Source organism: Variovorax sp. CCNWLW225, from assembly GCF_037204045.1.
Classification (GTDB): domain Bacteria; phylum Pseudomonadota; class Gammaproteobacteria; order Burkholderiales; family Burkholderiaceae_C; genus Variovorax.
On record NZ_JBBCBV010000002.1, the window covers coordinates 592,872 to 619,105 of the forward strand.

General features: G+C 67.2%; 27 protein-coding genes. 4 read left to right on the forward strand and 23 right to left on the reverse strand.

Annotation, left to right across the window (positions count from 1 at the left end; translation table 11 throughout):
- Positions 1-22: 22 nt before the first annotated feature.
- From pabB to V9L20_RS07440, 7 genes are all read right to left on the reverse strand, one after another.
- The gene (pabB, locus tag V9L20_RS07410; RefSeq protein WP_337296067.1) at positions 23-1,939 is read right to left on the reverse strand and encodes an aminodeoxychorismate synthase component I; all 1,917 of its coding nucleotides are present in this window, start codon (positions 1,937-1,939) and stop codon (positions 23-25) included.
- Positions 1,940-1,941: 2 nt separating this feature from the next.
- Positions 1,942-2,475: a formaldehyde-activating enzyme gene (fae, locus tag V9L20_RS07415; RefSeq protein ID WP_258505733.1), complete on the reverse strand. Its 534-nt coding sequence runs from the start codon at positions 2,473-2,475 to the stop codon at positions 1,942-1,944.
- Positions 2,476-2,526: 51 nt separating this feature from the next.
- Positions 2,527-3,357, reverse strand: coding sequence for a formylmethanofuran dehydrogenase subunit C (locus V9L20_RS07420; protein WP_337296068.1), 831 nt, complete (start codon positions 3,355-3,357; stop codon positions 2,527-2,529).
- A complete protein-coding gene (gene fhcD / locus V9L20_RS07425) occupies positions 3,354-4,316 on the reverse strand; it encodes a formylmethanofuran--tetrahydromethanopterin N-formyltransferase (protein ID WP_337296069.1) in 963 nt (320 codons plus the stop codon). Before fhcD ends, V9L20_RS07420 begins: the two co-directional genes overlap by 4 nt.
- A 16-nt stretch (positions 4,317-4,332) precedes the next feature.
- Positions 4,333-6,015, reverse strand: a complete 1,683-nt coding sequence (locus tag V9L20_RS07430) for a formylmethanofuran dehydrogenase subunit A (RefSeq protein ID WP_337296070.1) — start codon at positions 6,013-6,015, stop codon at positions 4,333-4,335.
- Positions 6,012-7,256 carry a formylmethanofuran dehydrogenase gene (locus V9L20_RS07435; protein ID WP_337296071.1) on the reverse strand — a complete coding sequence of 415 codons (1,245 nt, stop codon included), beginning with the start codon at positions 7,254-7,256 and terminating at the stop codon, positions 6,012-6,014. The genes V9L20_RS07430 and V9L20_RS07435 overlap by 4 nt, the downstream gene beginning before the upstream one ends.
- Positions 7,257-7,510: 254 nt before the next feature.
- On the reverse strand, positions 7,511-8,248 hold the full coding sequence (locus V9L20_RS07440) for a HisA/HisF-related TIM barrel protein (RefSeq protein WP_258505727.1): 738 nt from the start codon (positions 8,246-8,248) through the stop codon (positions 7,511-7,513).
- A gap of 41 nt (positions 8,249-8,289) precedes the next feature.
- Between V9L20_RS07440 and V9L20_RS07445 the strand changes: the two genes are divergently transcribed.
- From V9L20_RS07445 to V9L20_RS07455, 3 genes are read left to right on the forward strand one after another with little or no spacing between them, the layout of a single operon-like run.
- Positions 8,290-9,276 (forward strand): ATP-grasp domain-containing protein, encoded by a 987-nt coding sequence (locus V9L20_RS07445; RefSeq protein WP_337296072.1) that lies wholly within the window; start codon positions 8,290-8,292, stop codon positions 9,274-9,276.
- On the forward strand, positions 9,263-10,354 hold the full coding sequence (locus V9L20_RS07450; protein ID WP_337296073.1) for a hydantoinase/oxoprolinase family protein: 1,092 nt from the start codon (positions 9,263-9,265) through the stop codon (positions 10,352-10,354). The genes V9L20_RS07445 and V9L20_RS07450 overlap by 14 nt, the downstream gene beginning before the upstream one ends.
- A complete protein-coding gene (locus tag V9L20_RS07455) occupies positions 10,354-10,953 on the forward strand; it encodes an amino acid kinase family protein (RefSeq protein ID WP_157613421.1) in 600 nt (199 codons plus the stop codon). Before V9L20_RS07450 ends, V9L20_RS07455 begins: the two co-directional genes overlap by 1 nt.
- A 36-nt stretch (positions 10,954-10,989) precedes the next feature.
- On the opposite strand, the gene V9L20_RS07460 is transcribed toward V9L20_RS07455, so the two are convergent.
- The 5 genes from V9L20_RS07460 to V9L20_RS07480 all read right to left on the reverse strand — a co-directional run bounded on the left by V9L20_RS07460 (position 10,990) and on the right by V9L20_RS07480 (position 16,437).
- Positions 10,990-11,682: a (5-formylfuran-3-yl)methyl phosphate synthase gene (locus V9L20_RS07460; RefSeq protein WP_337296133.1), complete on the reverse strand. Its 693-nt coding sequence runs from the start codon at positions 11,680-11,682 to the stop codon at positions 10,990-10,992.
- Between the two features lie 5 nt (positions 11,683-11,687).
- Positions 11,688-12,269: a DUF447 domain-containing protein gene (locus V9L20_RS07465; RefSeq protein WP_337296074.1), complete on the reverse strand. Its 582-nt coding sequence runs from the start codon at positions 12,267-12,269 to the stop codon at positions 11,688-11,690.
- Positions 12,266-13,741: a DUF6513 domain-containing protein gene (locus V9L20_RS07470; RefSeq protein ID WP_337296075.1), complete on the reverse strand. Its 1,476-nt coding sequence runs from the start codon at positions 13,739-13,741 to the stop codon at positions 12,266-12,268. Before V9L20_RS07470 ends, V9L20_RS07465 begins: the two co-directional genes overlap by 4 nt.
- Complete coding sequence (locus V9L20_RS07475) at positions 13,720-14,313, reverse strand: flavoprotein (RefSeq protein ID WP_258508360.1); 594 nt, start codon at positions 14,311-14,313, stop codon at positions 13,720-13,722. Before V9L20_RS07475 ends, V9L20_RS07470 begins: the two co-directional genes overlap by 22 nt.
- Before the next feature lie 78 nt (positions 14,314-14,391).
- Entirely contained in the window at positions 14,392-16,437 is a 2,046-nt protein-coding gene (locus V9L20_RS07480) for a sigma-54-dependent Fis family transcriptional regulator (RefSeq protein ID WP_258505721.1), read from the reverse strand.
- A gap of 299 nt (positions 16,438-16,736) precedes the next feature.
- On the opposite strand from V9L20_RS07480, the gene V9L20_RS07485 reads away from it, so the two are divergent.
- Positions 16,737-17,168: a dihydroneopterin aldolase gene (locus V9L20_RS07485; protein WP_258508358.1), complete on the forward strand. Its 432-nt coding sequence runs from the start codon at positions 16,737-16,739 to the stop codon at positions 17,166-17,168.
- Between the two features lie 66 nt (positions 17,169-17,234).
- On the opposite strand, the gene fae (V9L20_RS07490) is transcribed toward V9L20_RS07485, so the two are convergent.
- The 11 genes from fae (V9L20_RS07490) to V9L20_RS07540 all read right to left on the reverse strand — a co-directional run bounded on the left by fae (V9L20_RS07490) (position 17,235) and on the right by V9L20_RS07540 (position 26,225).
- Positions 17,235-17,747 carry a formaldehyde-activating enzyme gene (gene fae, locus V9L20_RS07490; protein WP_012748178.1) on the reverse strand — a complete coding sequence of 171 codons (513 nt, stop codon included), beginning with the start codon at positions 17,745-17,747 and terminating at the stop codon, positions 17,235-17,237.
- Between the two features lie 83 nt (positions 17,748-17,830).
- The gene (locus V9L20_RS07495; RefSeq protein WP_337296077.1) at positions 17,831-18,769 is read right to left on the reverse strand and encodes a triphosphoribosyl-dephospho-CoA synthase; all 939 of its coding nucleotides are present in this window, start codon (positions 18,767-18,769) and stop codon (positions 17,831-17,833) included.
- Entirely contained in the window at positions 18,769-19,725 is a 957-nt protein-coding gene (locus tag V9L20_RS07500; RefSeq protein WP_337296078.1) for an ATP-grasp domain-containing protein, read from the reverse strand. The genes V9L20_RS07495 and V9L20_RS07500 overlap by 1 nt, the downstream gene beginning before the upstream one ends.
- Positions 19,726-19,735: 10 nt before the next feature.
- Complete coding sequence (mch, locus tag V9L20_RS07505) at positions 19,736-20,743, reverse strand: methenyltetrahydromethanopterin cyclohydrolase (protein WP_337296079.1); 1,008 nt, start codon at positions 20,741-20,743, stop codon at positions 19,736-19,738.
- Positions 20,740-21,912 carry an ATP-grasp domain-containing protein gene (locus V9L20_RS07510; protein ID WP_337296080.1) on the reverse strand — a complete coding sequence of 391 codons (1,173 nt, stop codon included), beginning with the start codon at positions 21,910-21,912 and terminating at the stop codon, positions 20,740-20,742. Before V9L20_RS07510 ends, mch begins: the two co-directional genes overlap by 4 nt.
- On the reverse strand, positions 21,909-22,826 hold the full coding sequence (locus tag V9L20_RS07515) for an NAD(P)-dependent methylenetetrahydromethanopterin dehydrogenase (protein ID WP_337296081.1): 918 nt from the start codon (positions 22,824-22,826) through the stop codon (positions 21,909-21,911). The genes V9L20_RS07510 and V9L20_RS07515 overlap by 4 nt, the downstream gene beginning before the upstream one ends.
- Before the next feature lie 55 nt (positions 22,827-22,881).
- Positions 22,882-23,925: a beta-ribofuranosylaminobenzene 5'-phosphate synthase family protein gene (locus tag V9L20_RS07520; protein WP_337296082.1), complete on the reverse strand. Its 1,044-nt coding sequence runs from the start codon at positions 23,923-23,925 to the stop codon at positions 22,882-22,884.
- Between the two features lie 189 nt (positions 23,926-24,114).
- Complete coding sequence (locus V9L20_RS07525) at positions 24,115-25,167, reverse strand: helix-turn-helix transcriptional regulator (protein ID WP_337296083.1); 1,053 nt, start codon at positions 25,165-25,167, stop codon at positions 24,115-24,117.
- Between the two features lie 118 nt (positions 25,168-25,285).
- Positions 25,286-25,492, reverse strand: a complete 207-nt coding sequence (locus tag V9L20_RS07530; RefSeq protein ID WP_258505713.1) for a hypothetical protein — start codon at positions 25,490-25,492, stop codon at positions 25,286-25,288.
- Positions 25,489-25,839: a hypothetical protein gene (locus V9L20_RS07535; RefSeq protein ID WP_258505712.1), complete on the reverse strand. Its 351-nt coding sequence runs from the start codon at positions 25,837-25,839 to the stop codon at positions 25,489-25,491. The genes V9L20_RS07530 and V9L20_RS07535 overlap by 4 nt, the downstream gene beginning before the upstream one ends.
- Positions 25,836-26,225, reverse strand: a complete 390-nt coding sequence (locus tag V9L20_RS07540) for a hypothetical protein (RefSeq protein WP_258505711.1) — start codon at positions 26,223-26,225, stop codon at positions 25,836-25,838. Before V9L20_RS07540 ends, V9L20_RS07535 begins: the two co-directional genes overlap by 4 nt.
- Positions 26,226-26,234 lie beyond the last annotated feature (9 nt).

The following is a 26,234-nucleotide window of genomic DNA, read 5'->3' on the forward strand; positions in this document are numbered from 1 at the left end:
CCGGCCGCCAGCCGCTGCTGCGTCAGGCGGCCGACGCCTCGTGCGGCTGGAGCTGCGCTTGCATGAGCAGCTGCGCCGGCAGCACGCCGCGCAAGGCGTTGCACACCACGAGCTTCTGCGCCGTTTGCAGGTCTTGCAAACACAGGCTGCGTTCCGCGGCCTCCCAGATGGAGTCTTCGATGAGCACGCCGCGCATCACGCCGGGCAGTGCGCCGTCGGAGACGGGCGGCGTCCACCAGCGTCCGTCGATGCGCGCGAAGAGCGTGCTGCGCCCACCTTCGACAAGCCGGCCGTCTTCGGTGAAGAACAGGCTGTCGAAGGCACCGGCGCGTTCGGCGGCGCGCACGCCGGCGTCGTAGTGCTGGCGCACGGTCGTCTTGAACGCGCCCAACGGGCTGGCATTGGGCAGGCGCTGGTCGGCCACGATGAGCTTTACCGCGCCGGGAGGCAGAGGCGGCAACGGCGAGTGCGTGATGCCGATGCGCCCGTCGTGCGCGAGCGCCAGGCGCAGGCGTGAAGGCTGGCTGGGCGAAAGCGCGGGAAGCGCATCGCGCAGCGCTTCCATTGCGGCATCGCGGCTGAACCTGAAGCCCAACGCGCGTGCGCTGCCCGCTAGCCGGCCCAGGTGCCGGTCGAGGTAGCGGATGCCGTCGCCCGGTGTAACCAGCATGGTTTCGAAAAGCTCGAAGCCGGGGTCGAGCGCAGTGAGAAAGCGCGCCTTGAGCAAACACTCTTCGAACTCGTCGGCCGCGACGCTGTCTTGCACGATGCCCGCACCGACGCCCAGGCGCAGCGGCCGCAGGCCTTCGGCTTCCTCGCCGAGCGTGAGCGTGCGAATGGCCACCGAGAGGCAGAAGTCGCCGATCGACGCGCCCTGCGCCGGCGCATCGATCCAGCCGATGGCGCCGCAGTAAAGGCCCCGCGGCGTGCTCTCGAGCTCCGCAATCCATTCCATGGTGCGGTGCTTGGGCGCGCCGGTGATGGAGCCGCACGGAAACACCGCGCGCAGCAGCTCGGACATGCCGACGCCGGCACGCAGCTGCGCCTGCACGGTCGAGGTCATCTGGAACACGGTGGCGTAGGGCTCGATGGCGAAGAGCGTCGGCACCGTGACCGAACCGACCTGCGCCACGCGGCCGATGTCGTTGCGCAGCAGGTCGACGATCATCACGTTCTCGGCGCGGTTCTTGGTGTCAACCGAGAGCAGGCGTGCCATTTCGCTGTCGCCCTCGGGTGCGTCGGCGCGCGCGGCGGTGCCTTTCATGGGGCGCGCGGTAAGCACGCCCGCGTCGTGGCGCAAAAATAGCTCCGGCGAGCAAGAGAGCACGTGGGTCGCATCGCCCTCGCCGGCCTTGCCGGTGCCCTCAGGCAAGGCGATCAGCGCGCCATAGGCCACGGGCTGCCGCTCGCGCAGCCGCCGGTAGAGGGCCACGGGCGAGCCGTAGCTTCGGCCATGCAGCCGGTAGGTGAAGTTGACTTGGTAGGTCTCGCCCGCGGCAATGGCCTCGTGAATGCGAGCGATGGCCTCGGTGAAGGCGGCTTCGTCGATGCTGGGGTGCAGGTCCATCACGCCGGCGGGCTGCGGCTGGCCAGCTGCATGCGGTTCACCAGCCTCGTGCTGTTCGAGCTTTGCCAGCCAGGCACCCGCCTCGCCGGCCGAGAGCCGGGCGCATTCGCGGAACATGAGCACGCGCAATGCCGAAGCGTCGGCCGGAGAAAGCCGCGCCTGCCCCGCGTGAAGCAGTTTGGCGCCCCATTCGTAGTCGGCCAGCAGTACCGCGTGCAAGCCTTCGCGCAAGTCGGCATCGACCTGCGCCCACACCTCGTCGAGCCGGGCCGCGTCGGTGCACCGGTGTTCGCGGACGAACCCGGTGTGCAGCCGGCTGGTGGGCCGCTCGGCCGTGGAGCCGCAGTCGTCGAGAAGCGCGAAGGCGGGCAAGGTCAGCTCCAGTCGTCCATGTCGTGTTTGATGCGGTGGCGGTTGGCAATCAGCTCGTCCACCGACGGCTCGTTGCTCAGCGCGCGGCGGATGGCGAGCTTGGTGGCTTCGTAGTTGGTGCGGTACATGTCTTTCTTGTCGAGATTCTCGTCCTTGGCGCAACGCGGATCGATCCACACCAGGCTGATGATGCACAGCGTGTTGGCCAGGTTCCTGGGAATGATGCCATCGATCAGGCAGTCGACCACCGCGTCGGCCGTTGCGCTTTGCACCACCCCGCCAAACAGGTCGATGTTTGCCGAATCTTTCAGCGTGACCTTGGGCACCATGATGGTCGCGGGCCGCACGAGCTGGTTGCAGGCACGAATCGCAAACATGGCGGTGTGGCCCTTGCTCTGGGCCATCATGCCCGCGAAGGCATGGCCCACCGGGCCGTCGGTCGCGCCGATCAGGATTTCGGGCATGGCGTCGGTGAACTGCCCTTCCCTCGCAAGAACGGTGGCTTCGCCGGCGTGAAAAATATAAGGATGCGTCATATCAAAGGAAGATTTGGCAGGAGGGTTTATGAAGAAACGTGAGGAAGCGGGTCACAGGCACACGATGAGTTCGCCCTTGCCGTCGGCGGAAAGGTCGCCCAGGTGGCGTTCGATGCGGCGCATCGGCAAGTCGCTGAAAAGCCCGCCATGGCGTGCAAGGTCACGCGCCAGCAGCGACCAGAAGACCGGCGTCGCGGCGCGGTTCGGCACGAAGGTCGGCGCCGACCGGGTGCCTTCGGGCAAGGCTGCCCGCGCCTCCGCGAAAACAATGCTGCCGCGGCGCATGCCATAGCCCGCATGCGCGCCGACACCGCCACCCACGGCAATCGTGCCGGCCACCATGCGCGAGCCCAGGAAGGCGCCCGCCCCGCCATGGACCAGCGCGGTGCCGCGGCGCATGCGGTCGCCAAAACGCTCGCCCGCGTTGCCATGAACGACGAAGGTGCCGCCGCGCATGCCATCCATGCTGCCGGGCAAGGTGCTGGCGGCAAAGTCGCCGACGTCGCCCTTCACGTCGATGGTGCCGCCGGCCATTTCGCAGGCGGCCAACAGGCCGGCGCGGCCTTCGATGCGCAGCTCGCCGCCGCGCATGCAGCCGCCCGCATAGTGGCCGGCATGGCCTTCGATGCGGATGCGGCCGGCGTCCATCTGCCAGCCGATGCGGTCGAAGCGCTCGAGGTTGCCTTCGAAGCGAAGCGCGCCCTCTTCCTTGTCTGGCGCAATGGCGAACAATTCGGCCAGCGGGAGCATCTCGTTGCCATGGCCCACGGGCAGCTGTTCGACTTGCGCAGCCGAGAGCTCCGCCAGCGCCGACGGCGTGATGCCGCGCAAGTCCACGCGCAACGCAGGCACTTGCCGCAGCCTGAGGTTCCATCCGCTCATGGCGCATCTCCCGCGCCGAGCAGCTTGTGCAGATGAAAGTGAAACGGGCCCAGCTTGCCGCCGTAGTTGCCCGCCGAAATGCGCAGCAAGCCACCGGCCGGGCCAATGCCGATGGCCGCTTCCATGCCCACGCGCATGGCGGCAGCCACATCGGCTTCGGTCAGGCCGTCGATCACGATCTCCATCACGCAACCGATCTGCGCTGCGTGCGTGCCGCCATTGCTTGCCAGCTCGCTGTGAGGCACCAGCCCGACGAGGCTCGGACAGAACGCATCATTGGTCGATGCGTTCAGGTTTGCGTAGCGGCTCCCCACCTTCGAGCCCGACCGCACCACGCCACCCGGAAACGGCATGACCACATTGGGCAGCCGCTTCATCGCGGCCACGGCGGCCTCGGCGGCGGCCAGTGCGCCGTCGGTGTCGAGTGCAAGCAGCAGCAGGTTGCCGCCGCCCACGGCCTTGACCACGGGCGTGTCTTCCTGCGCCACGAATTCGCCGTCCATCACCGGCACGCGCCAATAGCGCACACCGTCGATCACCTTCGAAATCTGCCAGCCGTCGCCGAAGAAGCGCAAGTTCTTGCCGAGCGCGGCCACGTCGCCGCCAGCCGTGCGCGGCAGGCCGGCAAACACCGCCGTGGTCGGGCAGGTCAGCACGCATTGGCCGACCCGGCGCTCCAGCTGCTTGCCAAGCTCCTTGCCCGACATCGAGAAGATCAGTACGTTCACGCCCGGCCGGCCGTCGGGTGTTTCGTGTGGGCCCAGCTCGCGCTCGATGCCCGCCTCGCAGCCGCAGGCGATCACCGAAGTTGCAAAGCCCGTGGCCGACACCGCCGCATGGCGCGCCCACTCGAGCGTGTGCGCCGTGATGACGATGCGGGTGGCCTTCATCGGAAAGGCCTCGGCGAAGGTCTGGTCGATGACGACGCCGTTGCGCTGAACGGATGAAGGGTCTGTCATGCCGCGCACGTCTTCCTCATGACGACGCCTCCTGGAAACACTCGGCTGGCAGCAGCCGCCCGCCGTTGCAGCAGCGGCAAAGCTCGTCGTGGCCGATGGCAATGTGGTCGAAGTTGACCGAGCCGTGCGCGGCCAGGTGCCGGCGCAGCCGCTGCTCGATGCCGCGGTCGTACTCCGGCGCCACAAAGTGCGTGCCGCCCGTGGGCACCGCGGTGACTCGCCCGGCGCGCGAGACCAGCACGCCGTCCTTGAACACGTATTCGGGCGTGGCGAACATGGCCTCGCGGTTCTCGTTTTCGCGGTACACCGCGATATCCGCCGCGGCGCCCACGCCAAGGTGGCCACGGTCGCGCAGGCCGAGCAGGCGTGCGGGGCCGGCGCGCGTCATGATGGCAATCTCGTAGAGCGACAGCTCGCGCGTGATCGAGCGCAGCGCGGCCTGCGCCGCCACCTCGGGGTGCAGCTTGGCCAGCTGTTCCTCGCGAAAGCTGCGGTCCATCAGCAGGCGGATCAGATGCGGATAGCTGGTAAACGGCCCGCCGTTGGGGTGGTCGGTGGTCAGCACCACGCGCCACGGATCGTCGACGAGCAAGAAAATTTCTAGCCCGATGACCCACTGCAGCGCGTTCACATAGCTCTGCTCGCGGTAGCGGAACGGCACCACGCCGCAGCCGGCTTCGCATTCGATATCGGCGCCGATCCATTTGCGCGGATCGGCCAGGCCCGATTGCGCATGCTGGCGCATGGTGTCGCCCGATGCCGTCACGGTCTGGCCGAACATGATCTGGCCGACGTCGATGCTCACGTTCTTGTTGGCGTTCACCACCTCCGCAAGCTGCAGCGCGGCGGAAGAAAACTTCTTCGGCCCCTCGGTGCCGTAGGCGTGGAACTGAATGTGCGTGAGGTGCCCGGGCAAGCCGTCGAGCGCGGCAATGGTGTCGAGCGTGGACTGGATGTTTCCCGCCACCCCCAGGTTGCTGCCATGGATGTGCAGCGGATGCGGCACGCCAAGCTCGCGCAGCGCGCGCGCCAGCGTGTGCACCACCTGCCTGGGCGTGACCTGCCAGTGCACATGGTTCTCGTCGACATCGAGCTTGCGCTGGTTGAACTTGAAGGCCGAGATGCCACCCGGGTTCACCACCTTCACGCCCATCGCCTTGCTGGCGTTAATGGTCCAGCCCGCGTAGTCGCGAATGCGCTCGAAGTCCCAGCCCTCGGCCAGCATGCGCAAGAAGAGCTCGTCGTTTCCGAGCATCACGTATGCGCCATGGTCGAGGATGGGCGTGTCGCCCATTTCCATGTGCGTGTGGCGTGCGTTGCAAGCCATCATGGCCGGCTCGAAGGCCGCCGTGTAGCCCATCTCCACATAGCGGTAGCCCGTGGCCAGGGTGCCGGGCGCGCAGCCGCCGCACGATGCAAGCTCGAGCAGGTTGTCCGGCAGCGCCAGGGGGTTGGCATTGGCGCGATGGTCTTCGGGCAGCAGCATGCGCGCAAGGTTGACCTTGCCGCCGCCGATGTGGGTGTGCATGTCGATGCCGCCGGCCATGACGATGCAGCCGCCGATGTCGATCTCTTCGGTGGCGGCCTCGTGCGGCGCCAGATCGACCATGCGGCCGTCGCGCACGTACAGGTCGCACACCTCGTCGCGGCCGTTCGTCGGGTCGATCACGCGGCCACCGCGCAGGCGCAGCGTCGTCATTGCGCACGCTCCCGCTTCAGCGCTTTCACGGCTTGCGTCAGGCGCCTGACGACATCGTCCACGCTGGGCAGTCCGTCTTCGTACAACGGCCGCAGGGGCAAAAGCACCGAGCCGTCGGTGCGAAACAGATGGCCGCTACAACCGATGCCGGGTGTCGAGACGGGAATGAACACCTGCTTGCGCGCACTCGCCCCCCCACCCTGCGGCCGCATGCCCGGGTGCCCGAGCACGATGCGCGGCATGTCGGCCTGGGGCGGTGCGGGCTCGGGGCCGTAGCTCGACACCCACAGCAGCGCGTCGACTGCGTCGTCGGCCAGCAGGCGGCCGGCATCGAAGCACAACGGCTCATGCTCCAGGCCGAGCGGCCCGGCACGCGAGCGCAGCGGCAGGCCCGAAAGCCAGGTGAACACCTGGTTGACTGTGGCGGCACCGTCGCCACCGCCCAGCGAAAGCGACGCAGCGCGCGTGCTCCGGTTGAGCGTGGCGACGATGCGCTGGATGGCTTCGACAATCAACGCGCCCTGTGCCGGCAGGCGGCCCGGCTCGTACACCAGCACCGAATAGCGCGCCGCCCGCAACCGCACGGACAGGGCAACCAGCTCGGCCGGTACGCGCGCGTCGTCTGGCCAGATGCGGCCCGCCACCAAAGCCGCGAGCAAGCCCACGGTATCGAACATGTCGCCTGCCATGGGCAGCATTTCGGTCTGCACGTCGTCGCGCTCGCCTATGCCGCATCGGCGGAAGAACTCCGGATATCGCGCCGTGGGGTCGCCCGTCATGCAGACGATCAGCTCGGCGCGCGTTCTTGCTTCCGCCAGCGTGGTGGTGAAGCCGCCGCGGTCTTGCAGCGCACGCAGGCCGTGCATCATGGCCTGGCCCTGCGCGGCATCGCAGATGGCGCCGGTTTCGCAGGCCAGCGCGTACAGCGCGCGGGCACCCGCCACATCGGTCCCAAGGCCGCCGAACAGGGGCTGATGGCTGGCTGCGAGCACGGAGGCAGCGGCAGCAATGGCCGTGTCGAAGTCGAAGTCGCTGCCATCGACCTGTGGCTGCGACGCGACGGGGGCACCGTTGAACTCGGCCAGCGCAGCGCTGGCCCGCGGGCAGTCGCTGCCGACAAGCTTCAGCGGCGTGCCGGGCGGGCCGACATCGACGCCGAAGGTATCGCACAACAGGGGGCAGAACGGGCAGGTCCACGGAAGGTGGCCGGGCTGCGCGGCGGCGGGATCGAGTTCGCTCATGGGCTGGCGACCACGCAAGCCATGTGCCATTCACCGCCCGGGCGGGGCCTGCCCAGCGGCGTCTTGGCCGGACAGCTACAAGAAGGCCTTCATGACACACGCGTTTGAGACACAGTGTTGCGATTTTGGCGGTCAATGCGTGCCGGCAGAGGCCATCGGCAGTACTTGCAAGCCCCCGCTGGGATGGCACGGTTCGTGTGTGCGGCGGGTTGATGGCATGCCTCACCCACCCTCGTTGCGCCGGACCCGCCGGATCAGCGGTGCACCCGCGGCAACTGAAGGTCGTGCAATGCGCTGGCGACCAGCCAGGCGTCGGCACCGGCGGCACTGGCAAGCGCCAGGTCCTGGGGGCTGCGGATTCCACCGGCGCCGATGACCATGGCCCCCGGCGCCAGCCGCCGCACCTCTTGCAAGGTTTCCAGGTCGGGCCCGGCGCCGGAGCCGACACGCTCGAGCGTCATCACGATCAGCCGCCGCGGCCACAGGTCCACCGCGTCCCAGCAGCCGGCCTGGTCGAGCCGCCGGCCGTCGCGGCGGTCGAGCGAGAGCGCGGCGCCGGGCACGCCCGCTTCAGCCTCGCCGTTCGCGTTTTCGAAACAGCGCTCAAGGGCTTCGCGCGAGCGCAGCGATTCGCTGCCGAAGACGAGCACGATGCGGGACGCGAAAGGCGCCAGCTGCTTGCGCACTGCCTCGCCAGCCGCGGCGTCCGCCAGGCCCACGTCGAGCCAGAGTTCGATATGGGGCAATGCCTCGAGCACATCGGTCAGCACGGCGATCTGCGCCGCGCCGCCTTGCAGCGCATCGAGGTCGGCCACGTACAGCTGCCGCGCCGCGCAGTGCTCGCACAGGATGCGCGCCACCGTCACCGGATCACTGCTGGCGCACAGCGCCGAAACGATCGGCCGGTACGACTTGCGATCGCCGCGCACCGCCCTCACCACCTGGCCCTGCAGCAAGTCGACGACGGGAATCAGGTTCAGTTCGGAAGTCATTGGGAAGTGATGGGGAACGTACCCGGAAAGTGGATGATGAAATGACGACACGCGTGTTTGTCTATGAGTATCTCAGCGGTGGCGGCTGGAGCGACTACAGCGACGATGCGGCCGCCGATGAGCTGCTGCCGCTCGGCCTTTCGATGCGCGACGCCATGGTGGCCGACTTGATGCGCGTGGCCGATTGTTCGGTCTCCGCCGCAGTCTGCGAACCGGGGAACACCCTGCCCGCCGGAGCGGTGCCGCTTCGGCCGCTCGCCAACGAATCGGCCTTCGACTTCGTGGCGCGCCAAAGCGTGCTGCACGATGTGGTGTGGCTGGTCGCGCCCGAGACGGACGGGCTGCTGGCCAGGTTCCAACGCACGGTCGGCAACGCGCGCTGGCTCGGTTGCAGCGCCGGCGCCATTGAACTGACAGCGGGCAAGAAAGCCACCCTCGCGCACCTGGCGGCCCATGGCCTGCCGACGCCCCTGGCCTTTGCCGATGCGCCCGAGATACGACGCTGGGTGGTCAAGCCCGACGACGGCGTCGGCGGCGTGGCCACCCACGTGCACGCGCGCCACGCAAACGCGCTCGAAGACCAGGCGCGGCGCACGCAGGCCGGCGCCACCTTGACGCTGGAGCCCTGGATCGAAGGTGAAGCCCTGAGCCTTTCGCTGCTGTGCACGGAGCAGAATGCCGAAATGCTGAGCATCAACCGCCAGTGCATTTCGATCGACTCGCACGGAAGCCTGTCGTTCGACGGTGTTAGCGTCGATGCGGTGGGCCGGGGCGACCCGCGCCGTCAGCCGCTGGCCGAACTGGCCATGCAGGTGGCCCGCGCCATCCCGGGGCTGCGCGGGTTCGCGGGTATCGACCTGGTGTGGCATCCGCGGCGCGGGCCGGTGGTGATCGAGGTGAACCCGCGCGTCACCTGTGCCTATGTCGGCCTCTCGGCCGCGCTCGGCCGCAATCTTGCAGCCGAACTGCTGGCGGACCGCGGGCGCGGCGAACTCGCCGAACGGGAACTTGCACGTGCCGACGCCTGAACGCACCACCATCGGGTGGGACATCGGCGGCGCGCATGTGAAGGCCTGCCTGCTGCAAGGCGGCGAGGTGGTCGACGTGGCGCAATGGGGTTGCCCGCTCTGGCAAGGCCTCGATCATCTGGCGCGCGCACTGCAGGCTGCGCGAACGCGCTGGCCGGTTTTCGAGACGGCACGCCACACCGTGACCATGACGGGCGAAATGGTCGACCTGTTCCCCGACCGCGAAGCCGGCGTGCGGGGCATTGCGGCCGCGCTGGCGGCAGCGCTTCCCTCCCGGCCGGGCGCCTTGCATTTCTTTGCCGGAGACGCCGGCTGGTGCAACCCCGCGCAGGTCACTCGTCACTGGGAGCACATTGCGTCGGCCAACTGGCTGGCCACCGCGCGGCATGCGGCGCTGGTGTTTTCGCAAGGCGTGCTGGTCGACATCGGCAGCACCACCACCGACCTGATCGGCTTCGGCAACGAGCGCGTGCTGGCCACCAGCCGCACCGACGCCGAACGCCTGGTGAGCGGAGAGCTTGCCTACCACGGCGTGGTGCGCACGCCCGTGTGTGCGCTCACGCAGCGCATCGAATGGCGCGGCCGGGCAAGCCACGTGATGAACGAGTTCTTCGCCACCACGGCCGACGTCTACCGGCTGTGCGGCGAGCTCGACCCGGCGCACGACCTGTACCCGAGCGCCGACAACGCGGCCAAGAGCCTGCCCGCGACGCGCCAGCGGCTTGCGCGCATGGTGGGCCTGGACGAGCGCGATGCCTCCGCGGAAGAATGGCTGGAGCTTGCGCATGCATGGCGCGCCGCGCAGGTCGAGGCCATCGGTTCGCAGCTGCGCCGCGTGCTGGCGGCGCATGCGCTTTCGCGCGAGGCCGTGATCGTGAGTGCGGGCTGCGGTGCGTTCCTGGTACCGGACCTTGCGGCGGCGGTGGCAACAGCCGCTTCCGCACCGCACCGCTTTGCTTCTTATGGCGGCGACGTCGCCAACGTGGCCCGCCATGCAACCCCAGGCACGACCGCCTGGGCGCAGGTGTGCGCACCCAGCGTGGCGGTGGCGGCGCTTTTCGAAAGGGAGCACGACTGATGTGGGTCGTCAAGATCGGCGGCAGCCTTTGCTCGGACCCGGTGCTGCCGCAGTGGCTCGACCTGCTCACGCAGATCGGCGGCGGCCGCGTGACGGTGGTCTGCGGCGGCGGCACCTTTGCGGACGAAGTGCGGCGCGTGCAGGCGCATTGGCAGTTCAACGACCTGGCCGCCCACAACATGGCGGTGCTGGCCATGGCGCAGACGGCTTATCAGCTGCATGCGCTCAACCCGGCGCTGCAGCTCGCAACACGCAAGACCGAGATCCCCGACCTGCTGCGGCGCGGAAAAACCGCGCTCTGGCTGCCGCTTGAACTGCGGCGCGACAAGCCCGACGCCCGCACCGGCTGGGAGGCCACCTCGGACACGATTGCGCTCGACTTGGCAAAGCATCTCAATGCCGAGCAACTGGTGCTGGTCAAGTCTTGCGCCATCGATCCGCAGATGACGCTGGGCGAGCTTGGCGACGCCGGCGTGGTGGACCAGCAGTTTGCCGACCGCTCCGGCGATGCGGCTTTTCCGATCACGCTGCTGCACAAGAACCAGTTGGAGACCATGCGGGCGCTGCTGCTGGGCGAAGCCACCTTCGTTCCGCGCTGAAGCTGCCGGCCGGATACGGCCGCCCACGCCGGGTGCTCAGGCCGCTGCAGGCTCCACAGCCTCGCCATGCAACGATGCGGCCAAGGCTGCAAGCCGCTCCGGGCACAGCGCCGTCTTGCGGTCGGCAACACAAACAGCACTGCGAAAGCCCGCGAAGTCAGGCGCCAGGGATTGCAGCAAGGGAACGTGCGCCATGCGCAGCGCGCCCGCCAGGCCGACGAGCCGGCCCGAGGCGCGCACACGGCCGACGAAGGCGCGCAGGTCCGCCGTCGGCAAGGCATCGAACAAGCTGCCGGCCAGCTTGTCGGCAGTGTCAGCCATGAGCGCCGGAAACCCGAGCGTGCATGCATGCGCGACCAGCGCCGCGTCGATGCCATGGTCTGCAACGAAGACCGGCACCACCGGCCAGTCGCAGGCGGAGAGCGCGTCGAGCACCGCAAAGGCCTCGGTCCCGCGCTCGATGCCGACTTTCACGTAGTCGACACCGCAAGCACCGACCGCATCGACTTGAGCGAGGATGCCGCCCAGCGCATGCATGGGCAAGTCGCCGATCGTCGCACTCACGGGCAGGCCGATGCCGTGCGCACGCAATGCACTCACGATGGCGCCGATGGTTGCCACGGGCAAGCCGCCCAGCGCGCCATCGCTCGGCTCCTTCAGGTCGATAAAGTCGGCGCCGCCGCGCGCGGCAATCAAGGCTTCATCCACGCTGCGCACGCTCACCAGCATGCGGGTCACGATGCGCGCTCCGGTGTGCCGTTGCGGTGCTGCGCGACGGCGGCGCGCAGCCACTCCCAGGCCTCATGCTCTTCGGGGCCGGCGGTCTTGTCGATGGCAATCTGCAGGTAGTTCATTTCGGTTTCCACTTTCTCGGGGGGCAGCATGTGCAGGCGGCTGACCAGCACGGCGCCTTCGATCACCGCGGCCTGCGCGCGGTTGAAGCCGACGAAGGGCGCATGGGTGGCCTCGTGCACCGCCACCATCCGCAGCACCGGCCGCTGCACGTCGTCGCGCTGCTCGGCCAGTTCAAGCTCTACGTGGCGCAGTGCCGCGGCAAGCCGTACGCCTTCAATGCGTTCGGCGGGCAGCGTGGGCCACAGCTTGCGGCCAGTGACGCAGCCCGCAAACACGCGGGTGTCGCACACGATGTTGAGCACCGCATGACCAGTGGCCACGATGTTGTCGTGCGTGGTCGAGGGCTTGAACGGCATCAGCAGGATGCCGTCTTCGCGGTAGCGGATGCCCATTGGCGCCACGTGCGGCTTGCCGCCGGGCGCGACGGTGGTGACCACGGCTTCGAAGATCTGGTCGTTCATGTGGGTGATGGCGCGGCGGCCGTGCTCACGGCGCCGGGCTCTTGCGCGATGTTCTTCGATGTCTTCATGGTCGTGCCCGGTGCGCACCAGCGCGCAAGGTCTTCGGCAGGCCGCGGCGCGGCGCAGCCCCAGTCGAGCGGCTGGTCTTGCACATAGCGCTTGCCAAGCTGCCAGGCGATCTCGGCGCGGGCAAGCTCCACGCCCATGTAGAAGGCGTGGTCAGCATCGTCCTGCAGCTTGAGCTGCGGCCACAGTTCGAAGGCGCCCTGCCCCAGGCGCAAACCGTCGCGGTTGTACACGTGCAGGCCCAGCGGCGATATCTGCACCCGAAAGTTGGGGTCGCGCACCTGCGAGGCAATCTCGCCGATTTCTTCCGGCGTATCGGGGAACGGATGCTTGGCGTGCACCGTCATCAGCGCATCGCTCATGCCCTTGGGCAGCGTGGCATTGCGGGCGGCCGCATGCATGATGCGGCGCGCCCAGTCGGCCTCGCTCACCGCGCGGCGCGCATGCTGGCTCACCTGCGTGGTCAGCACTGCCGCCACGTTCAGCTCGGCGGCAATGCCGAACAGCACCGCGTTGATGCCGCTGGTGTCGGCCTCGGTCAGCTCGGTGACGTTGCCCACGCCAAGCATGATCGGCGCATCGGGAAAACGCTCGCGCAACCGGTGGTAGCGCACGATGGAGGCGGTCAGGCCGAAGGGTATCGGGTCGAGAATCGAATCGGCCAGAAAGGGGCGGCCACGCTGCTGCATTTGCGCCACCGCTTCGTACAGCGATTCTTCGTCGGCCGGCACGCGCGGTATGAGCACCGGGGTTGCGGCCACTTCGTCGGCAATCCACAGGCTGTCGAGCGTCAGGCTCAGCAGGTAGTCGGCGCCGGCCTTGCCGCCGAGCAGCAGCTCTTTCGGGTCGCTCGAATCGACGCTCACCTGAAAGCCCGCGGCCTTGAGCGCCTGCACACTTTCGGCCAGATGGTCGAAGCGGGTCTCGGGCAGGCAGCCCAGGTCGATGACGTTGGCCCCATCGGCCGCAAGCTGCCGGGCTCGCTCGACGATCTGCGCCACGGTGAGCCGCGGTGCATCGACGATCTCGGCAAAGATCGCGACCTCGTACTCGTTCAGGTCGACGGCGCGCGCGCTGCGGTTGAAATGGCGCGGCAGATCTTTCAGCTCTTGCGGCCCGCGCTCCACCGGGACGCCGAAGTATTGGCTCAAGGCCTCGACATCGCCGCGGCAGCGGCCCGGCACCATGATGCGGTCGGCGCGGCGTGGCGCGGTGCCCTCGCCATCAGCCTCGGTAATCACCGGTGCCGCAACGCGGCGGCGGATCATGTCGGCCGTCATCAGCGCCGCCACCTGCAACCCGATCTCCCGCACTTCCCATGTGAACGGTGCCGCCTCTATGCCGGCCAGCACCCGCGAGAGGCTGGCTTGGGCGAGGCGCCCGGTCAGGAAGACGATGTGTTCCATGCGAGAGAGAGTTCCTTCATGCGTGCATCGAGCACGGCTTCGAGTTCGGCGGGCGAAGAGACCACCTGGCAAAAATCGATGCCGCGCAGCCGCTCGACGTTGTCCAGTTCGATGCGCCTCGGACGCAGCGTGACCCAGTCATGCGGAGACTTGGTCACCACCACCGGTTCCGTATCGCATGCAAACACGATGCCAGGAATGCCGAGCTTGCCGGCCTGGGCAAACATGTTGGTCGGCAGCGAGTCGCTGATGCCGAATGCGCACTTGGCCACTGTGTTGCTGGTGGCCGGCGCCACCACCACGGTGTGATAGATGTCGTCGTAGAGCATGCCCACGGGCACGCCGCTGGCCGTCTTGTCGCGGAACACCCGAAAGCGCGACTTCAGCGCCTCGATGTGCAGCTTGTAGATGGGCAGCACTTCTTCCGCCGCGGCCGAAAGGAACAGGTCCACCGAAGGCAGCCGCCGCGCAAGGGCCAATGATTCTTCGAGAAAGTGGCCGGAGCCCGTGACGCACCAGGCCAGCCGCGAGCGCGGCGGCGCTGCAGGCAACGGCGGCTCGCCGTCTTCCATTGCCAGGGCCGCGCCGCGCGGATCGATCTTGTCGGTACCCGATGAGCCTCCGTTCATCATGTCTGTCGAGCCTGCGGCTCAATCGGGTGGAGATATCTCGATGTGAAGCTTGTGGAGTTTTCGGTACAAGGTGTTGCGGCTGACATCGAGCGCCTTGGCGACGTTGCTCACGTTCCAGCGGTGCTGCTCGAGCATCTGCAGCAGCACCTGCCGCTCGTTGGCCTGGATCGGGTTGAGTTTGACGGCCGGGGGCGCATCGGAAGCAGCGGCTTCGCCTTGCGCGTCCGCCGTCTCGATGGCGGCGGCAGGTAATGCATAGGCCGGTGCGGGCGAAGGTGCAGCCCTTGCAACAAGCGAAGGCAGGTGCTCCCGCGTGATGGTCTTGCCGTCTGCGAGCGCGGCCGCGCTGCGCAGCACGTGGCGCAGCTGGCGCAGGTTGCCCGGCCACGGATAGGCCATGAGCATGCGCTCGGCATCTTCGCCAAGCCTGCAGTCGCTGCCGCCCTCGTCCTTCAGCACGTCGTGGATCAGCTCGCGCTTGTCGGTGCGGTCACGCAGCGCGGGCAGGTCGAGCTCGATGCCGGCCAGGCGATAGTAAAGGTCTTCGCGGAAGCGGCCTTCCCGCACCAGGCTTGGCAGGTGCTGGTGGCTCGCGCTCACGAGCTGGAAGTCGACCGGGTGCGTTTCTTCGGTGCCCAGCGGCGTGACCTGCCGCTCGTCGAGCACGCGCAGCAGGCGGGCCTGCAGCTCCAGCGGCATGTCGGCAATTTCGTCGAGGAACAGCGTGCCGCCATCGGCCTGCAGGATCTTGCCGCGCCGGCCGCTGCGCTGCGCACCGGTGAAGGCGCCGGCCTTGTAGCCGAAGAGCTCCGATTCAATGAGCGTCTCTGGCAGGCTCGCGCAGTTGACCGCGACAAACGCGCCTTCGGCATGCGGACTGGTCTCGTGGATGGCGCGCGCGAACACCTCTTTGCCCGAACCTGTTTCGCCGCACAGCAGCACGGGGGTTCGGCGCGCCACCACGCGGCGCGCGGTGTCCAGGTGCGCCACGAGCCGCGCATCCTTGAACGTGCGGATGCCGGGCGCACGCGTTGCGGCGGGCCGCAGCGGCGCCCGAAAGGCGTCGGCACCCGCCTCCGCCGCCATGGGCGCCGTGATGGCACCCGCAGCGCGGGCACGCGCCGGCGTGGCCGCATCGGAAGCGGGCCGACGCGCCACCGCAAAGAAGCGCAGCGCGGCGTTGGCCCGGTACGCCACTACCGGGTGGAACGAAGAAGAAAGACTGCGCTGCACGATGTCTTCGAGCGACGTCTGGAACAGGTCGTCGATGCGCTGCGTGCGGATCTCGTCCATCGTTTGCACGCCAAGCTGGAACAAGGCGCTGCGGTTGGCCGCAAGAATGCGCCCGTCGTCACCGACGGCAAGCTTGCCTTCGTGCAGCGTGTAGACAAACTCCGGCCGGCTGTGGAAGTGCAGCGGGTGCGCGTTCGAGAAGCGCTTGTCGATGAGGCGGTTCTCGATCATGCGCGCCGTCATGCCAAGCAGCACGAGCACGTGCTGCTGCATGAGGCTGGAGCGGCTGGTCACGTCAAGCACCGCGATGATCTCGCCGGACGGATCGAACACCGGCACGGCCGAACACGTGAGCTGCGTGAAGTGGCTGAAGAAATGCTCTTCGCGCCGCACGGAGATAGGGTGCGCGGCCGCAAGGCAAGTGCCCATGCCGTTGGTGCCGGCTTCAGCCTCGCCCCACATGCCGCCTGCGCGCAGGCCCATGGGTTCGGCTTCGGCGGCAAACTCCGGCGACGACACCATGTGCACGATGACGCCGTCGGTGTCGGTCAGCACCACGGCGGATTCCGCATCTGCCAACTGCTGGTAGAGCGTGGTCATCTCGTAGCGTGCGCATTCGATGACGTCGGCATGCTGGTTGCGCCGGCTCTGCAAGGCCGAAGACGCAATGACCACCGGTTCGCGCGGACGGCCCGGATCGAGCTGGTACTGGTTGAGGCAGCGGCTCCAGGAGCGGGTGACCAGGTCGTTGCCCTCTTCGTGAAAGCCCCGCCTCACCACGTCGAGCACCCGGTCGGCGTGCCTGTCGCCTTGTCGCAGCGTCAATGTCATTGGATGTCTCCAGCGCGTTCCATCGTGTCTCCTTGGTCGGTCCATTGTTGTACTTGCCGACACGCTGCACACCCGGTGAAACACCAAGCAGTGAAAAGCGCCGCAGTGGATCCGCTCTCTCTGGCCTGCATTTTGCGTTGATGAATCCTGCCTGGGGGCATCGGCTCGCCGGCAGACACACTTTCAAACACATTCGAATCCACTGGAGACATCGCTTGAACACCAGCCAGAGCCCTTCCGTCGGCCACTTTGCCTCGAATGTTCCTCATGCCTCCAATGCCTCCGCGGGTGCAACGCCCATGGACCTGATCTTCATCGAGGGCTTTCAAGGCAACACGGTCATCGGCATTCACGAGTCGGAACTTCACCACGCGCAGCCGTTGGTGATCGACGTGCATGCAGGCCTGCCCCGCGCGCGCGCCTGCGACACTGACCGCATCGGCGACACCATCGACTACGGCGTGGTCCGCGAGCGGCTGCTGCGCCTCATGGCGGAACACCGGCTGCAACTGCTGGAGGCCTTTGCAGAGGCCATCGCCGACATCCTGATCGACGAGTTCAATGCCAGCTGGGTGCGCGTCAAGGTCGTGAAGCCGCGCAAGTTCGACGATGTGCAGGCGGTAGGTGTGCAGATCGAGCGCCACGCCGCAACGCACCGTGCTTCGAAGCCGGCCCACAGCGCAACCGTGCTGAAGTTTCTCGCGAGCGGCATGGTGCCTGCGAAACACTGAACGAAGTACCGAGCAAGAAAAAGAAGCCGACCGGTTCCGCGTCGGCTTCTTCCTTTCAGGTTTTCATCAGAGGTGCGCAGCGAACGGGTGTGCCGTGGTGCCCTTCTTGTCGACCACTTCAGCCGCGGTCGGCGAGCCAGCCACTGCGCGTTGAATGGCTTCGCGCGTAGCCTGATAGTTGTAGTCCTGGATCTTCTTGTCGTCGTCCGCAAGCCAGTGGATGAACACGCCCACGCAGATGAACAGGTTGTCGGCCTCGGCCATGGGAATGGTGCCGTCTTCTACGCTGTCGGCCACTGCCAGTGCCACGGCGCGCTGCGCCGGCCCGAACATCTGCACCGCCTGTTTGGCGCCCTTGATGGTCACTTTGTTGAACATCACGGTGGCCGGCTTGGTCAGCAGGTTGGGCGCCACCACTGCGAGCAGCGAAGTGAAGCCGTCCTTGTTGTTCGTCAACGCGTTGGCGAAGGCGGTCTCGGCGGCGCTTCCGCGCGGTCCGATGATCAGGTCGATATGGGCTACTTCGTTGCCGTCGCCGACGAGCGATTCGCCCACCATCAGTCGATCTATTTTTGCCATGGTTTCGGGTCTCCTCTTAGAGGTCCAAGGTGGTTAGGGTCATTACGACACCGGTCAGAACGACCAGCGCAATGCCATGGTTATCACGATCCGTGCCATCCGCCTGCGGGGCCGCGCGCGGGCGCCGCGCACGAGCGGATCCAGCCCGAAAGCAGCAACGCCGCCACGGTGAAATCGGCGCTGGTTCCCGGGTTGATGCCCGCCTCCTTGAGCGAAACGTCCCATGCCGCGAATTCGGGGTCCGCATCGAGCACCACGCCGTCGCCGGCGCGCTCGCGCCAGGCCTGCGCCGCCGTCATGACAGTCTGTGCCACGCGCCCGCCGTGTTTTCGAACAATGTGTGAATCGGGAAAGGCGCCCAGGCAAGCCAGGTAAAGCCGTTGGACGGAAGCCACAGTGGCCGCATCGGGATGTGCCTCCACGTCTGTCGGCGCATTGCCGAGGCCCGCTTGATACACGGGCACCTGGAACCCCAGCGCGAACAGGTCCGCGAAGCCGTCGCGGTACTGGCGCGCGATGAGATCGCGGTCTGCCGCAAGCGCCATGGCTGCGCGCAGGTCGACCGTTGGGGCGCCGTGCACGTCTTCCTCCGGCGCGCTTCCAAGGCCACCTGGGTGCGCACGCGCGATGGCCCGGTAGGCTGCGCGGGTATCGTCGATGTCGAGGGTGGCCAGCACGGACTCCACAGCGGCACGCAACGCAGCCGGGGTTGCTGCGGCGGGGTTCTGCTCCACGGCCAGCGCAATGGGTGCGCACAGCAAGAGAATGCCAAGGTTGGTGTTGCAGCCCGCGACGGCCCAAGTGGCCTCTACAGCGGCTTCGATGCGTTCCCCTACACGCAGCCCGGGCGCGAACAGCGGGCCTGCCGCCGCTCTGGCGCTCTCGATGAACATCGACGCCTGCATGCGATGGCCAGGCGAATCGCGGCTGACGTTGCCCGGTTTGCGCACTGCAACATCGAGCCAGCAGGCGCGCAGGAAGCAGGCACGCGCCCGTTCGGTGGCCGCCTGCCGCGCGTTCATCAGGCGCGGCGCTCCGGAGGCAGGCTCTCCTGCACGCGGCTGCGGGTCTGAGCCATCTTGCGGTCGAGCAGGTCGTCGACGATGGCGCGTGCGATGTTGAAGCCCGTGACGCGCTGCAGCCCCTGCCAGGCTGCCACGCCGTTGACTTCCAGTACCTGGATCTTCGGGCCACTGGCGGCGGCGATGAGGTCTACACCCGCGTAGTCCATGTCGAGTGCATGGGCCGCGCCCTCGGCCATTTGCGCGAGTGCCGGTTCGAGCTGGGCGGGCTCGCAGCGCGCGCCCTGGGCCACGTTGTGAACCCAGTGCGTGCTGACACGCCGCATCGCAGTAATGGCACGCCCGCCGACCACGAGCACGCGCCAGTCGAAACCGGGCGAGCCCATCGGCGGCACAAAGCGCTGCAGGTAGGCAAGGCCCGCATAGCGCGCGTCGGTGTCGGGCATGGGGTGATGTACGCCGTCTACCTCGCCCACGAGCTGCAGGTCTTTGCCTTGCGAGCCGAACAAGGGTTTGATCACCAGCGCGTGCCCCGCTGCCGTTTCGCGCATGGCGATGCGCCTGGCCTGCGCGGCAGACTCGGTGCCCCATGTGGCGGGTGCGGGAATGCGCGTGGCATGGAGCAGCAGGCTGGTCATGGACTTGTCGACCGAGCGCTCGATGGCGCGCGCATCGTTATAGACCGGCACACCGAGCTCGCGCAATGCATGCAGAACGCCGAGTCGCTTGGTCACCTGCTCGAAGCTTCCGCCGGCAATGCCGCGCACCAGCACCGCGTCGGGCAGTTCGCGGCCGTAGCCGGGAATGACCAGGCCGTGCCACGCTGCGGTGGTGTCGATGTTGCAGTCGGCCAAGTCGACGCAGCGGCCCACCGCGCCGCGTGCGCGCAATGCGGCTTGCAACTGGCGGGTATGCCAGCCGATCTCATCCGTCATGATGGCAATACGCGTGGTCATCGTGCGGCCCTCATGCTTGCTGCAGCCACAGGCGCTGCAGCAGCGCCATGTCGGGCGCGCCGCCATGCCATGTGTTGCCGCTGTCGATGTTGCTCACCCACACTTCGGCGGGCGCAAACAGCGCACCGTCGATCTTGTAGAAGTCGTATTCGACCTCCTTGAAGATGTGGGCGAACGAGCGGCCGTGGTCGCGTGAATTGCGCGACGGCAATGCACGGGCCAGTTCGCGTGCTGCCTCATCGTCGCCTCGAACCGTGAGGTGCACGCGGCCGCCGTAGAGAATGGAATCGTTGGTGCGCCCCATCGCCTCGACGCCATCGGCACTGGGCGAAGGCAGCGGTGCGGTGCCTGCGCCATCGACGATATTGGCGAGCGCGAAACCAAGCTCGTGCGACTTGTGCAGCGCCACTTCGAGCACGCGCGCCACCACCTGCGTGGTGCCTGCAAGGCTGGTGGTGGGCGTGAGGATCAGCGTGAGCGCGTCGGCCGCCAGGTTGCAATCGCGCAGCAGCTTGTCGATCACGACCTTTGGCGGTGCGCGATCGACTTCCAGCACCAGCACGCCGCACTCTGCGTGATCGCGATAGTCCAGTTCGGCGAAGAGCTTTTCCTTGACCGCCAGTGCGCGTGCGGGACCGGAGCCGAGCGAGAAGAACTTCTTGCCACCGGTTTCTTCCTTGGTCGCCGAAAGGCTCCAGCCGGCGTACTGGCTGCCGAGGCACGCAAGCACGGGCTGCGAGCTGCGCACGTCGAGCCATGTAGGCCAACCCTCGGCATCGTTGCCGCTGCGCAAGTGCACATGGCCCAGCCCACCCATGCAGATTTCGCCGACGCGCAGGCCGGCCTCGATGCTGCCCGGCGCCTCGATGCCGGCATCGACGATGTGCACGCCGCTCTCGTCGCGGCGCACGTGCAGCCCGAGCGCATCGGCATCGTTCAGCAGGCGTTCGACCAAAGGCCGTGCCATGCGGTTGACGCTCAGGCCCTCGGCAAAGGCGGGCGGTGGTGTGTTGCTCATGCCGATGTCTCCAGTGATTTGAACAACCGCTCGCGGCTTTCGGTGAGGCGGGCGCGCACCTCGTCCGCGCTGGTGCCGCATGCGGTGAGGGTGCACAGGGGGGCGTCGATATCGAAGCGCTGACCTGCGCCGGGAATGTCGCGGATGCCCGGCCATTCCGCGAGTTGCCGCGCCGCGACTTCATCGAGTTGCATGGGTCGCGGCGCGAAGACGATTTCGATGCCTTCAATGTCTTGCGCATGCGCAGACATCGCTGGCAGCTCGCCATGCAGGCAGGCGCGCAGGTGCGCGTGCATGAGGCCAGGCGTTCCGACCGGCGAGCGGTAAAGGCTCATGCTGGCCGGCGGCCTGGCGTTCACTTCGAGCACGCCAATGGCGTCGCCATCGCGCATGAAGTCGATGCTGCACAGGCCGCGCAGTTCGAACTCCGCGGCCAATGCGCGTGCGATCTCGGTCACACGCATTGCGATGTTCTCCGGCACAGGCACCGGCCCGACCGCACCGCAGAACACGAAAGGCCGCGCGCCGAAGGGCCGCACGGTCATTTCATTGAAGCCGAGCACATGGACCTCGCGCCCATTGGCGATGAAGGTGGCGGACATCGGCTGGCCCGGCATCTCGCGCTGGAAGTAGTCATGCGAAGACAGCGGCTCTTCCACCGACCACGGCGCGTGGCGAACATGCCATCCGCCGCAGCCGTGCGCGTCTTTCATCAACCATCCGGCGGGGTCTTCGGGAGGGTCCAGCAGCACCTGCGGGTAGGGCATCACGCGTGCGCGAAGAAATCCGAAGAAGCTGGCCGGGTCTCGCAGGCGGCGCACGGCATCGGGCGCGGTACCGATCAGGGGCAGCACAGCCGCGCCCTGTTCGAGCAAGCCAGGCTCGCCCTCGAAGCCGCTGCCTGCGATCCAACCCACCACCGGGTCGCCGCCCTCGCCTTCTTGGGCCAATTGGCGCAATGCGGTCAGCGTGCTCGCCGCATCGATCTGCAAACTGCCGGGCGTGCCGATCGGCAACCAGCGCGATGCGGTGCGGCGCGTGTCGAGGTCGCCGAAAAGGTCGAGCGCAACGACGTTGAAGCCGTCGTTCGCCGCCGCCTCGGCCATGGCGCGCGCGGAGATGGCGGCAACGGCAATGGTCTGCATCTCGCGGGCAGGCGTGGCTGTCAAGACGCCTTCGCGGCCTGCTCGACCAGGAATGCGCGCGCCACCGCAAAGGCTTCGGCAAAGCTCAGCACCTGCGCCTTCTCGGCCTCGCACATCTGCACCAGTAGCCGATGCTGCGTCTGGTACTTGACATTGCCCACGGCCAGCGCGCCGATGCCGACGGCCTGCGTGCCCGCGATCGGCTTGGCGTCGTCCATCACGCCGACACCCGCAATGCCTTCGGGCGGCACGGCGTTCACATCGGCGGCAACCTTGAGCCGCGTGGCGGCGCCCAGCGCTTCGCTGGACACCACCTGCACGCCCGCGGCCGCGCAGGCCAGCAGCACATCGGCATCTGCAATGGAGCGCCGCACGGCATCGGGGTCGCCGCCCGAGAGGCCGTGCAGCTTCACGCCGAAGCGCTGGCCGGTTTCGTCCGCCGCTTCTTGCGCCGCGTCGATGCCGTTGCGGCTGGAGAGGTAAACGTCGGCGCCGGCCTGCGCCGCGATCACGCCGGCCACGCGCCCCACCGGACCGGTACCACCAAGGATCACCACGCGCTGGCCCTCGAGGCCCTGGGCATGGTGGCGCTTCAAGGCGGCCTCCACGCAGGCCACCATGGCCGCGGCGGTTGTGTAGGCGCCGCTGGGGTCGGCCATGACTGAGACGACGAAGGGCTTGACCATCGAGGTTCTTGCGCGCTCGAGCATGTCGGCGGCCAATTGGGCATCGCGCCCGCCAATGAAGATGCCCGTTCGCGCAACACCCTTGGGACCGCGCGAAAAGATGGTGTCTTGCGTGAGCCCTGTGATGCGCTCGATCGCCACATCGCAGTAAGGCACGATGATCTGGTAGCCCGCGTCCGCCGCCATGTTGATGTCGAAAGGACTCATCTGCGGACCGGGGGTGAACATGTGAAGAATGCGGGGACGTTCCATGAGGGCCTGCGTGGTGTGGAAGAAGTGGCGTCGGGTTGGGACGAGAGCGATGAATTCAGCGGGTGCGCGGCTGCACGATGCGGTCGTGCACCGCCGCGCCGCTGTTGCGGCCCGAGACAATGTGCAGTTCCAGCTGCGGTGCGGCGCGTTCAGATGCGCGCGCGGCATCCACAAGCAGTTGCGCCTGTGCTTCCGTGGGCACGATGGCAAAGCCGGTCGGCCCCCAGGAGCTTTGGCCGATGGCGGCGCCGCCCGAGCGGCTCGCGTCCGCGAACCATTGCATCAGCCGCGCGACCGCCGGGCTGGTGAAGATGCCGCCCTGCGCCGGCGCGAAGTGCTCGCCAAGCAGCTGCTGCATGCGGTTGATGCCGGCGGCAAACGGTGCGAACTCCGCGCTGGCGGCGGCGGGCAGAACGCGCATCAAGACCTGGTGGCAAATTTCTGCAGCGGCCGCTTGCGGCAACGGCGGCAAGGCTGCGATGGCTTTTTTCTCTTCTCCGCCTGAAAGCCCGCGGTGCGCGGGATCCTGCACGACGACGATGCGCCATCCCGGCGGGAATGCAATGCGCGACAAGAGCGGCGCGGGCAGGCCATCCGGACCGGGGCCGCCGTCGAGCAGCAGGCCGCCCGCGTCGAAGCCCGCAATTCCGATGCCCGAGCGCAGCCCGCGGCCAAGCCAATGCGCCAATGTGGCAGTGCCCAGATCGAGACCATGCCACTTGGCAAAGGCTCGCCCGATGGCCGACGCCAGCTGCGTGCCCGAGCCAAAGCCCGCGTGTGCCGGCAACACCTGGCGCAATCGAAGCGAAAGCGGCGCGTGGCAGCCGCTGCGCTGCTTCAGCCGTTGGAGATGGGCTGCGGCCCGGTCGAGCTCCGCCCCCGCGGCCGGCGTGTCGGCCGTCAGGCGGTCAGCGTCGGATGCCGTCAGTTCGACCTCGGTGGTGAACCCGTCGATGACCACCCCGAGGCTGCCGAACGAGCGCCCCAGTGAACCAGAAGGGTCGAGAAAGCCCAGGTGCAGGCGCCCGGGAGCACTCACGCCCACTGTGCGAAAGCTCAGGTCGTGTCGCGGAGCAACGGCGAAGTCGGCGGAGGTCATGGGTGGATTCGGGCGGCGGGACGAAGTCATGGACTTGCATGTCATAGCAAGGGCCGTTCCGTCTGCGCGTCCACAGGGCGGCGCACGCGGGCTCGCGTGCGGTGAGTGCGGGCGATGTCCCAGGAGCGTGACAATGTGTCACGCCTTTTCCAAGGCAAGGAGGATGGCTGCCGCAGTGCGGCGACGGTGCTATCGGAGAAGCACCAGGCCCGACGGCGTGGCAGCGTCGGCCAGCGAAATCGGCTCGAAGCTCAGGCCGTGCATCTTTGCGAACGCACCGGGCGAGCAGCCCCTGTGCTTGCGAAACACCAGCCCGAAGTAGGCAGGATCCGTGAAGCCGCAGCTGTAGGCCACCTGCGAGATCTGGGTGTTAGAGATGCTGGAAGTGCGCAGCATCCGCATGGCGGCCTCCATGCGTTCGTGCAGCACCGCATCCAGAAAGGTCATGCCGCGTCCGGCGCTTGCGAAGGCCTTGTGCACGTAGCGCACCGAGACGTTGAAGTCGGCCGCGAGCTTGGCCGCGCTGACCTCCGGGTCGGCATAGTGATCGCGAATCCACATGCGCATGCGGGCGTGCAGTGCACGATCGCGCGCCGACACCGCTTCCGCGTCGTGCACGAGCTTGTTCTGCGAAAGCGCCATCGACAGCATGGACAGCACATGCTCACCGACCAGCTCGCGCTCGAACGCGCTGGCCGCGGCATTCAGATGCTCCAGGCTCATGGCGCGCAGGTAACCTGCCAGCACGCTTGTCCACCCCTTGTCGCCCTTGAGCGCAACAGCCGCGGCGTTGCTCGCATCGGGCAGCCAGCGCGCCACAAGCGATTGCGACAAGCCGATGATCCAGGCATCGGTCCCGTGATGCGAGCACAGCCGCATGGGCTCGTTCGAATCGATGATCAACATGTCGTTGACACCGATGGTGGCGCTGCGGCCCTGCTGCTCGCTGGTGGTGAAGCCGTTGTTCAGCTTCACCAGAAGATGAAAAGGGTACTCGGCGGCTTCCTGTATGCGGCTGGGCACGCCGCGGTACACGTCGAGCGGGCTTCCACGAGCCCGCATGAAAGTCACGCCATTCGAATTGACGACCGACAGTTCCTGCCGGAAGGTGTCGCGCTCGGGGCTGTCGTAGCTCGTGAAGCCGCGCTTGGTGCCCATCTCCTCGGCCCAGAACGCAAACTTGTCGCGCACCGACAGCGCATCGGTGTCGATGCGCAAGATGGCGGAGGGTTTTTCGTCCATGGTGGCTTGGGCCTGCGGGATTATTTGGCAACTGTTAACAGTTTGCAATCCGGGCATCTTCTGATCCCGTGCATCTAATCTATAGAGCCGCGCGGGACTTCCCAGCCGTCTGGCGGCTTCAGCAGTTGCTTTTCGCCTCTTGCGAAGCCAACTTGACGCATTGCGCCGCAGCATTTCGCGGTGCCGGGGACTTGGCGAGCCACGTCAGAGCTATGGCTTGGCCGGCCAGAAAGCCGATCAGCACACCCGCAAGGGTTGTTCGCCAGGTGCGAAAGAACGGAATCGCGTCGATATTTCCGCGCCAAAGCGACGAAAGCTGGTTCACCACTCGCCCGTTTCGCGCACGCGCTGGTCGAAATCCATCCGATCCAACCGCTCCAATTGCTGCATTCGTTCGAGCACGCGCTCTTCGTTCGTGCGCCGCGTTCCGTTGAGCCTTGCAAGGCTGCGCGAGATGCTGGCCCACAGCGAGCGGGTTTCAGCAGGCTTTTGCCGGCGAGCGGTTCTTGAAGTGTGGACCAGACTTTTCATGGCGTTTCGTTGGGATGGGCGTTCGATCTGGAGAGCAACGCTGTCCCGAACGAAAACGCGTACCGCGTACGAATTGGAAGAAGCCGGAAATCGGTCATTTCGCACACTGGCAGCTACAGACGCGCTTTCATCAGCGTTCACCGCAAACCCGTGCTGTAGCGCCGGCTCGAACGGCTGCGAAACCGCTCGGGTTCGGCCCTGGGCCGGCCTTCGGGTCGCGGCAGTTCCGACAGGAACATCGAAACGACCAGCGCCGCGGCACGCTCGAATTCAAGTACCTGGAGCACGCTGTAGTGGCGCCCTTGCAGGCGTCCATCGGCACTTGGCAAGCCCCGGACTTCAAGCAGAACCTCGGCCGCCAGGTCGCGGTCGCTGCGCGGCTTTCCGTTGGAAACGAGCCAGTTGTCGATGTTGTCGCTTGGCATGAACCGAAAAGCGGCAATCACCGGAACATATTTGCATTCCTCGCCGATCAGGATCGGCAGATCCATCGGACGGCTGAATTTCTCGTCTTCAGTTTTCAGCATATTTGCCTC

Bases quoted from the DNA above. Each gene is read 5' to 3' on its own strand.
- V9L20_RS07460 (WP_337296133.1), bottom strand. From the start codon at position 11,682: ATGCTGGTGAGCGTGCGCAGCGTGGATGAAGCCTTGATTGCCGCGCGC.
- V9L20_RS07495 (WP_337296077.1), bottom strand. From the start codon at position 18,769: ATGAACGCGCGGCAGGCGGCCACCGAACGGGCGCGTGCCTGCTTCCTG.
- fae (WP_258505733.1), bottom strand. From the start codon at position 2,475: ATGACGCATCCTTATATTTTTCACGCCGGCGAAGCCACCGTTCTTGCG.
- fae (WP_012748178.1), bottom strand. From the start codon at position 17,747: ATGGCAAAAATAGATCGACTGATGGTGGGCGAATCGCTCGTCGGCGAC.
- fhcD (WP_337296069.1), bottom strand. From the start codon at position 4,316: ATGACAGACCCTTCATCCGTTCAGCGCAACGGCGTCGTCATCGACCAG.
- V9L20_RS07455 (WP_157613421.1), top strand. From the start codon at position 10,354: ATGTGGGTCGTCAAGATCGGCGGCAGCCTTTGCTCGGACCCGGTGCTG.
- V9L20_RS07465 (WP_337296074.1), bottom strand. From the start codon at position 12,269: ATGAACGACCAGATCTTCGAAGCCGTGGTCACCACCGTCGCGCCCGGC.
- V9L20_RS07500 (WP_337296078.1), bottom strand. From the start codon at position 19,725: ATGACCACGCGTATTGCCATCATGACGGATGAGATCGGCTGGCATACC.
- V9L20_RS07520 (WP_337296082.1), bottom strand. From the start codon at position 23,925: ATGACCTCCGCCGACTTCGCCGTTGCTCCGCGACACGACCTGAGCTTT.
- V9L20_RS07445 (WP_337296072.1), top strand. From the start codon at position 8,290: ATGACGACACGCGTGTTTGTCTATGAGTATCTCAGCGGTGGCGGCTGG.
- V9L20_RS07525 (WP_337296083.1), bottom strand. From the start codon at position 25,167: ATGGACGAAAAACCCTCCGCCATCTTGCGCATCGACACCGATGCGCTG.
- V9L20_RS07515 (WP_337296081.1), bottom strand. From the start codon at position 22,826: ATGGAACGTCCCCGCATTCTTCACATGTTCACCCCCGGTCCGCAGATG.
- V9L20_RS07470 (WP_337296075.1), bottom strand. From the start codon at position 13,741: ATGGAACACATCGTCTTCCTGACCGGGCGCCTCGCCCAAGCCAGCCTC.
- V9L20_RS07430 (WP_337296070.1), bottom strand. From the start codon at position 6,015: ATGACGACGCTGCGCCTGCGCGGTGGCCGCGTGATCGACCCGACGAAC.
- V9L20_RS07540 (WP_258505711.1), bottom strand. From the start codon at position 26,225: ATGCTGAAAACTGAAGACGAGAAATTCAGCCGTCCGATGGATCTGCCG.
- V9L20_RS07480 (WP_258505721.1), bottom strand. From the start codon at position 16,437: ATGACATTGACGCTGCGACAAGGCGACAGGCACGCCGACCGGGTGCTC.
- V9L20_RS07475 (WP_258508360.1), bottom strand. From the start codon at position 14,313: ATGGAAGACGGCGAGCCGCCGTTGCCTGCAGCGCCGCCGCGCTCGCGG.
- V9L20_RS07485 (WP_258508358.1), top strand. From the start codon at position 16,737: ATGGACCTGATCTTCATCGAGGGCTTTCAAGGCAACACGGTCATCGGC.
- V9L20_RS07435 (WP_337296071.1), bottom strand. From the start codon at position 7,256: ATGAGCGAACTCGATCCCGCCGCCGCGCAGCCCGGCCACCTTCCGTGG.
- V9L20_RS07420 (WP_337296068.1), bottom strand. From the start codon at position 3,357: ATGAGCGGATGGAACCTCAGGCTGCGGCAAGTGCCTGCGTTGCGCGTG.
- V9L20_RS07440 (WP_258505727.1), bottom strand. From the start codon at position 8,248: ATGACTTCCGAACTGAACCTGATTCCCGTCGTCGACTTGCTGCAGGGC.
- mch (WP_337296079.1), bottom strand. From the start codon at position 20,743: ATGAGCAACACACCACCGCCCGCCTTTGCCGAGGGCCTGAGCGTCAAC.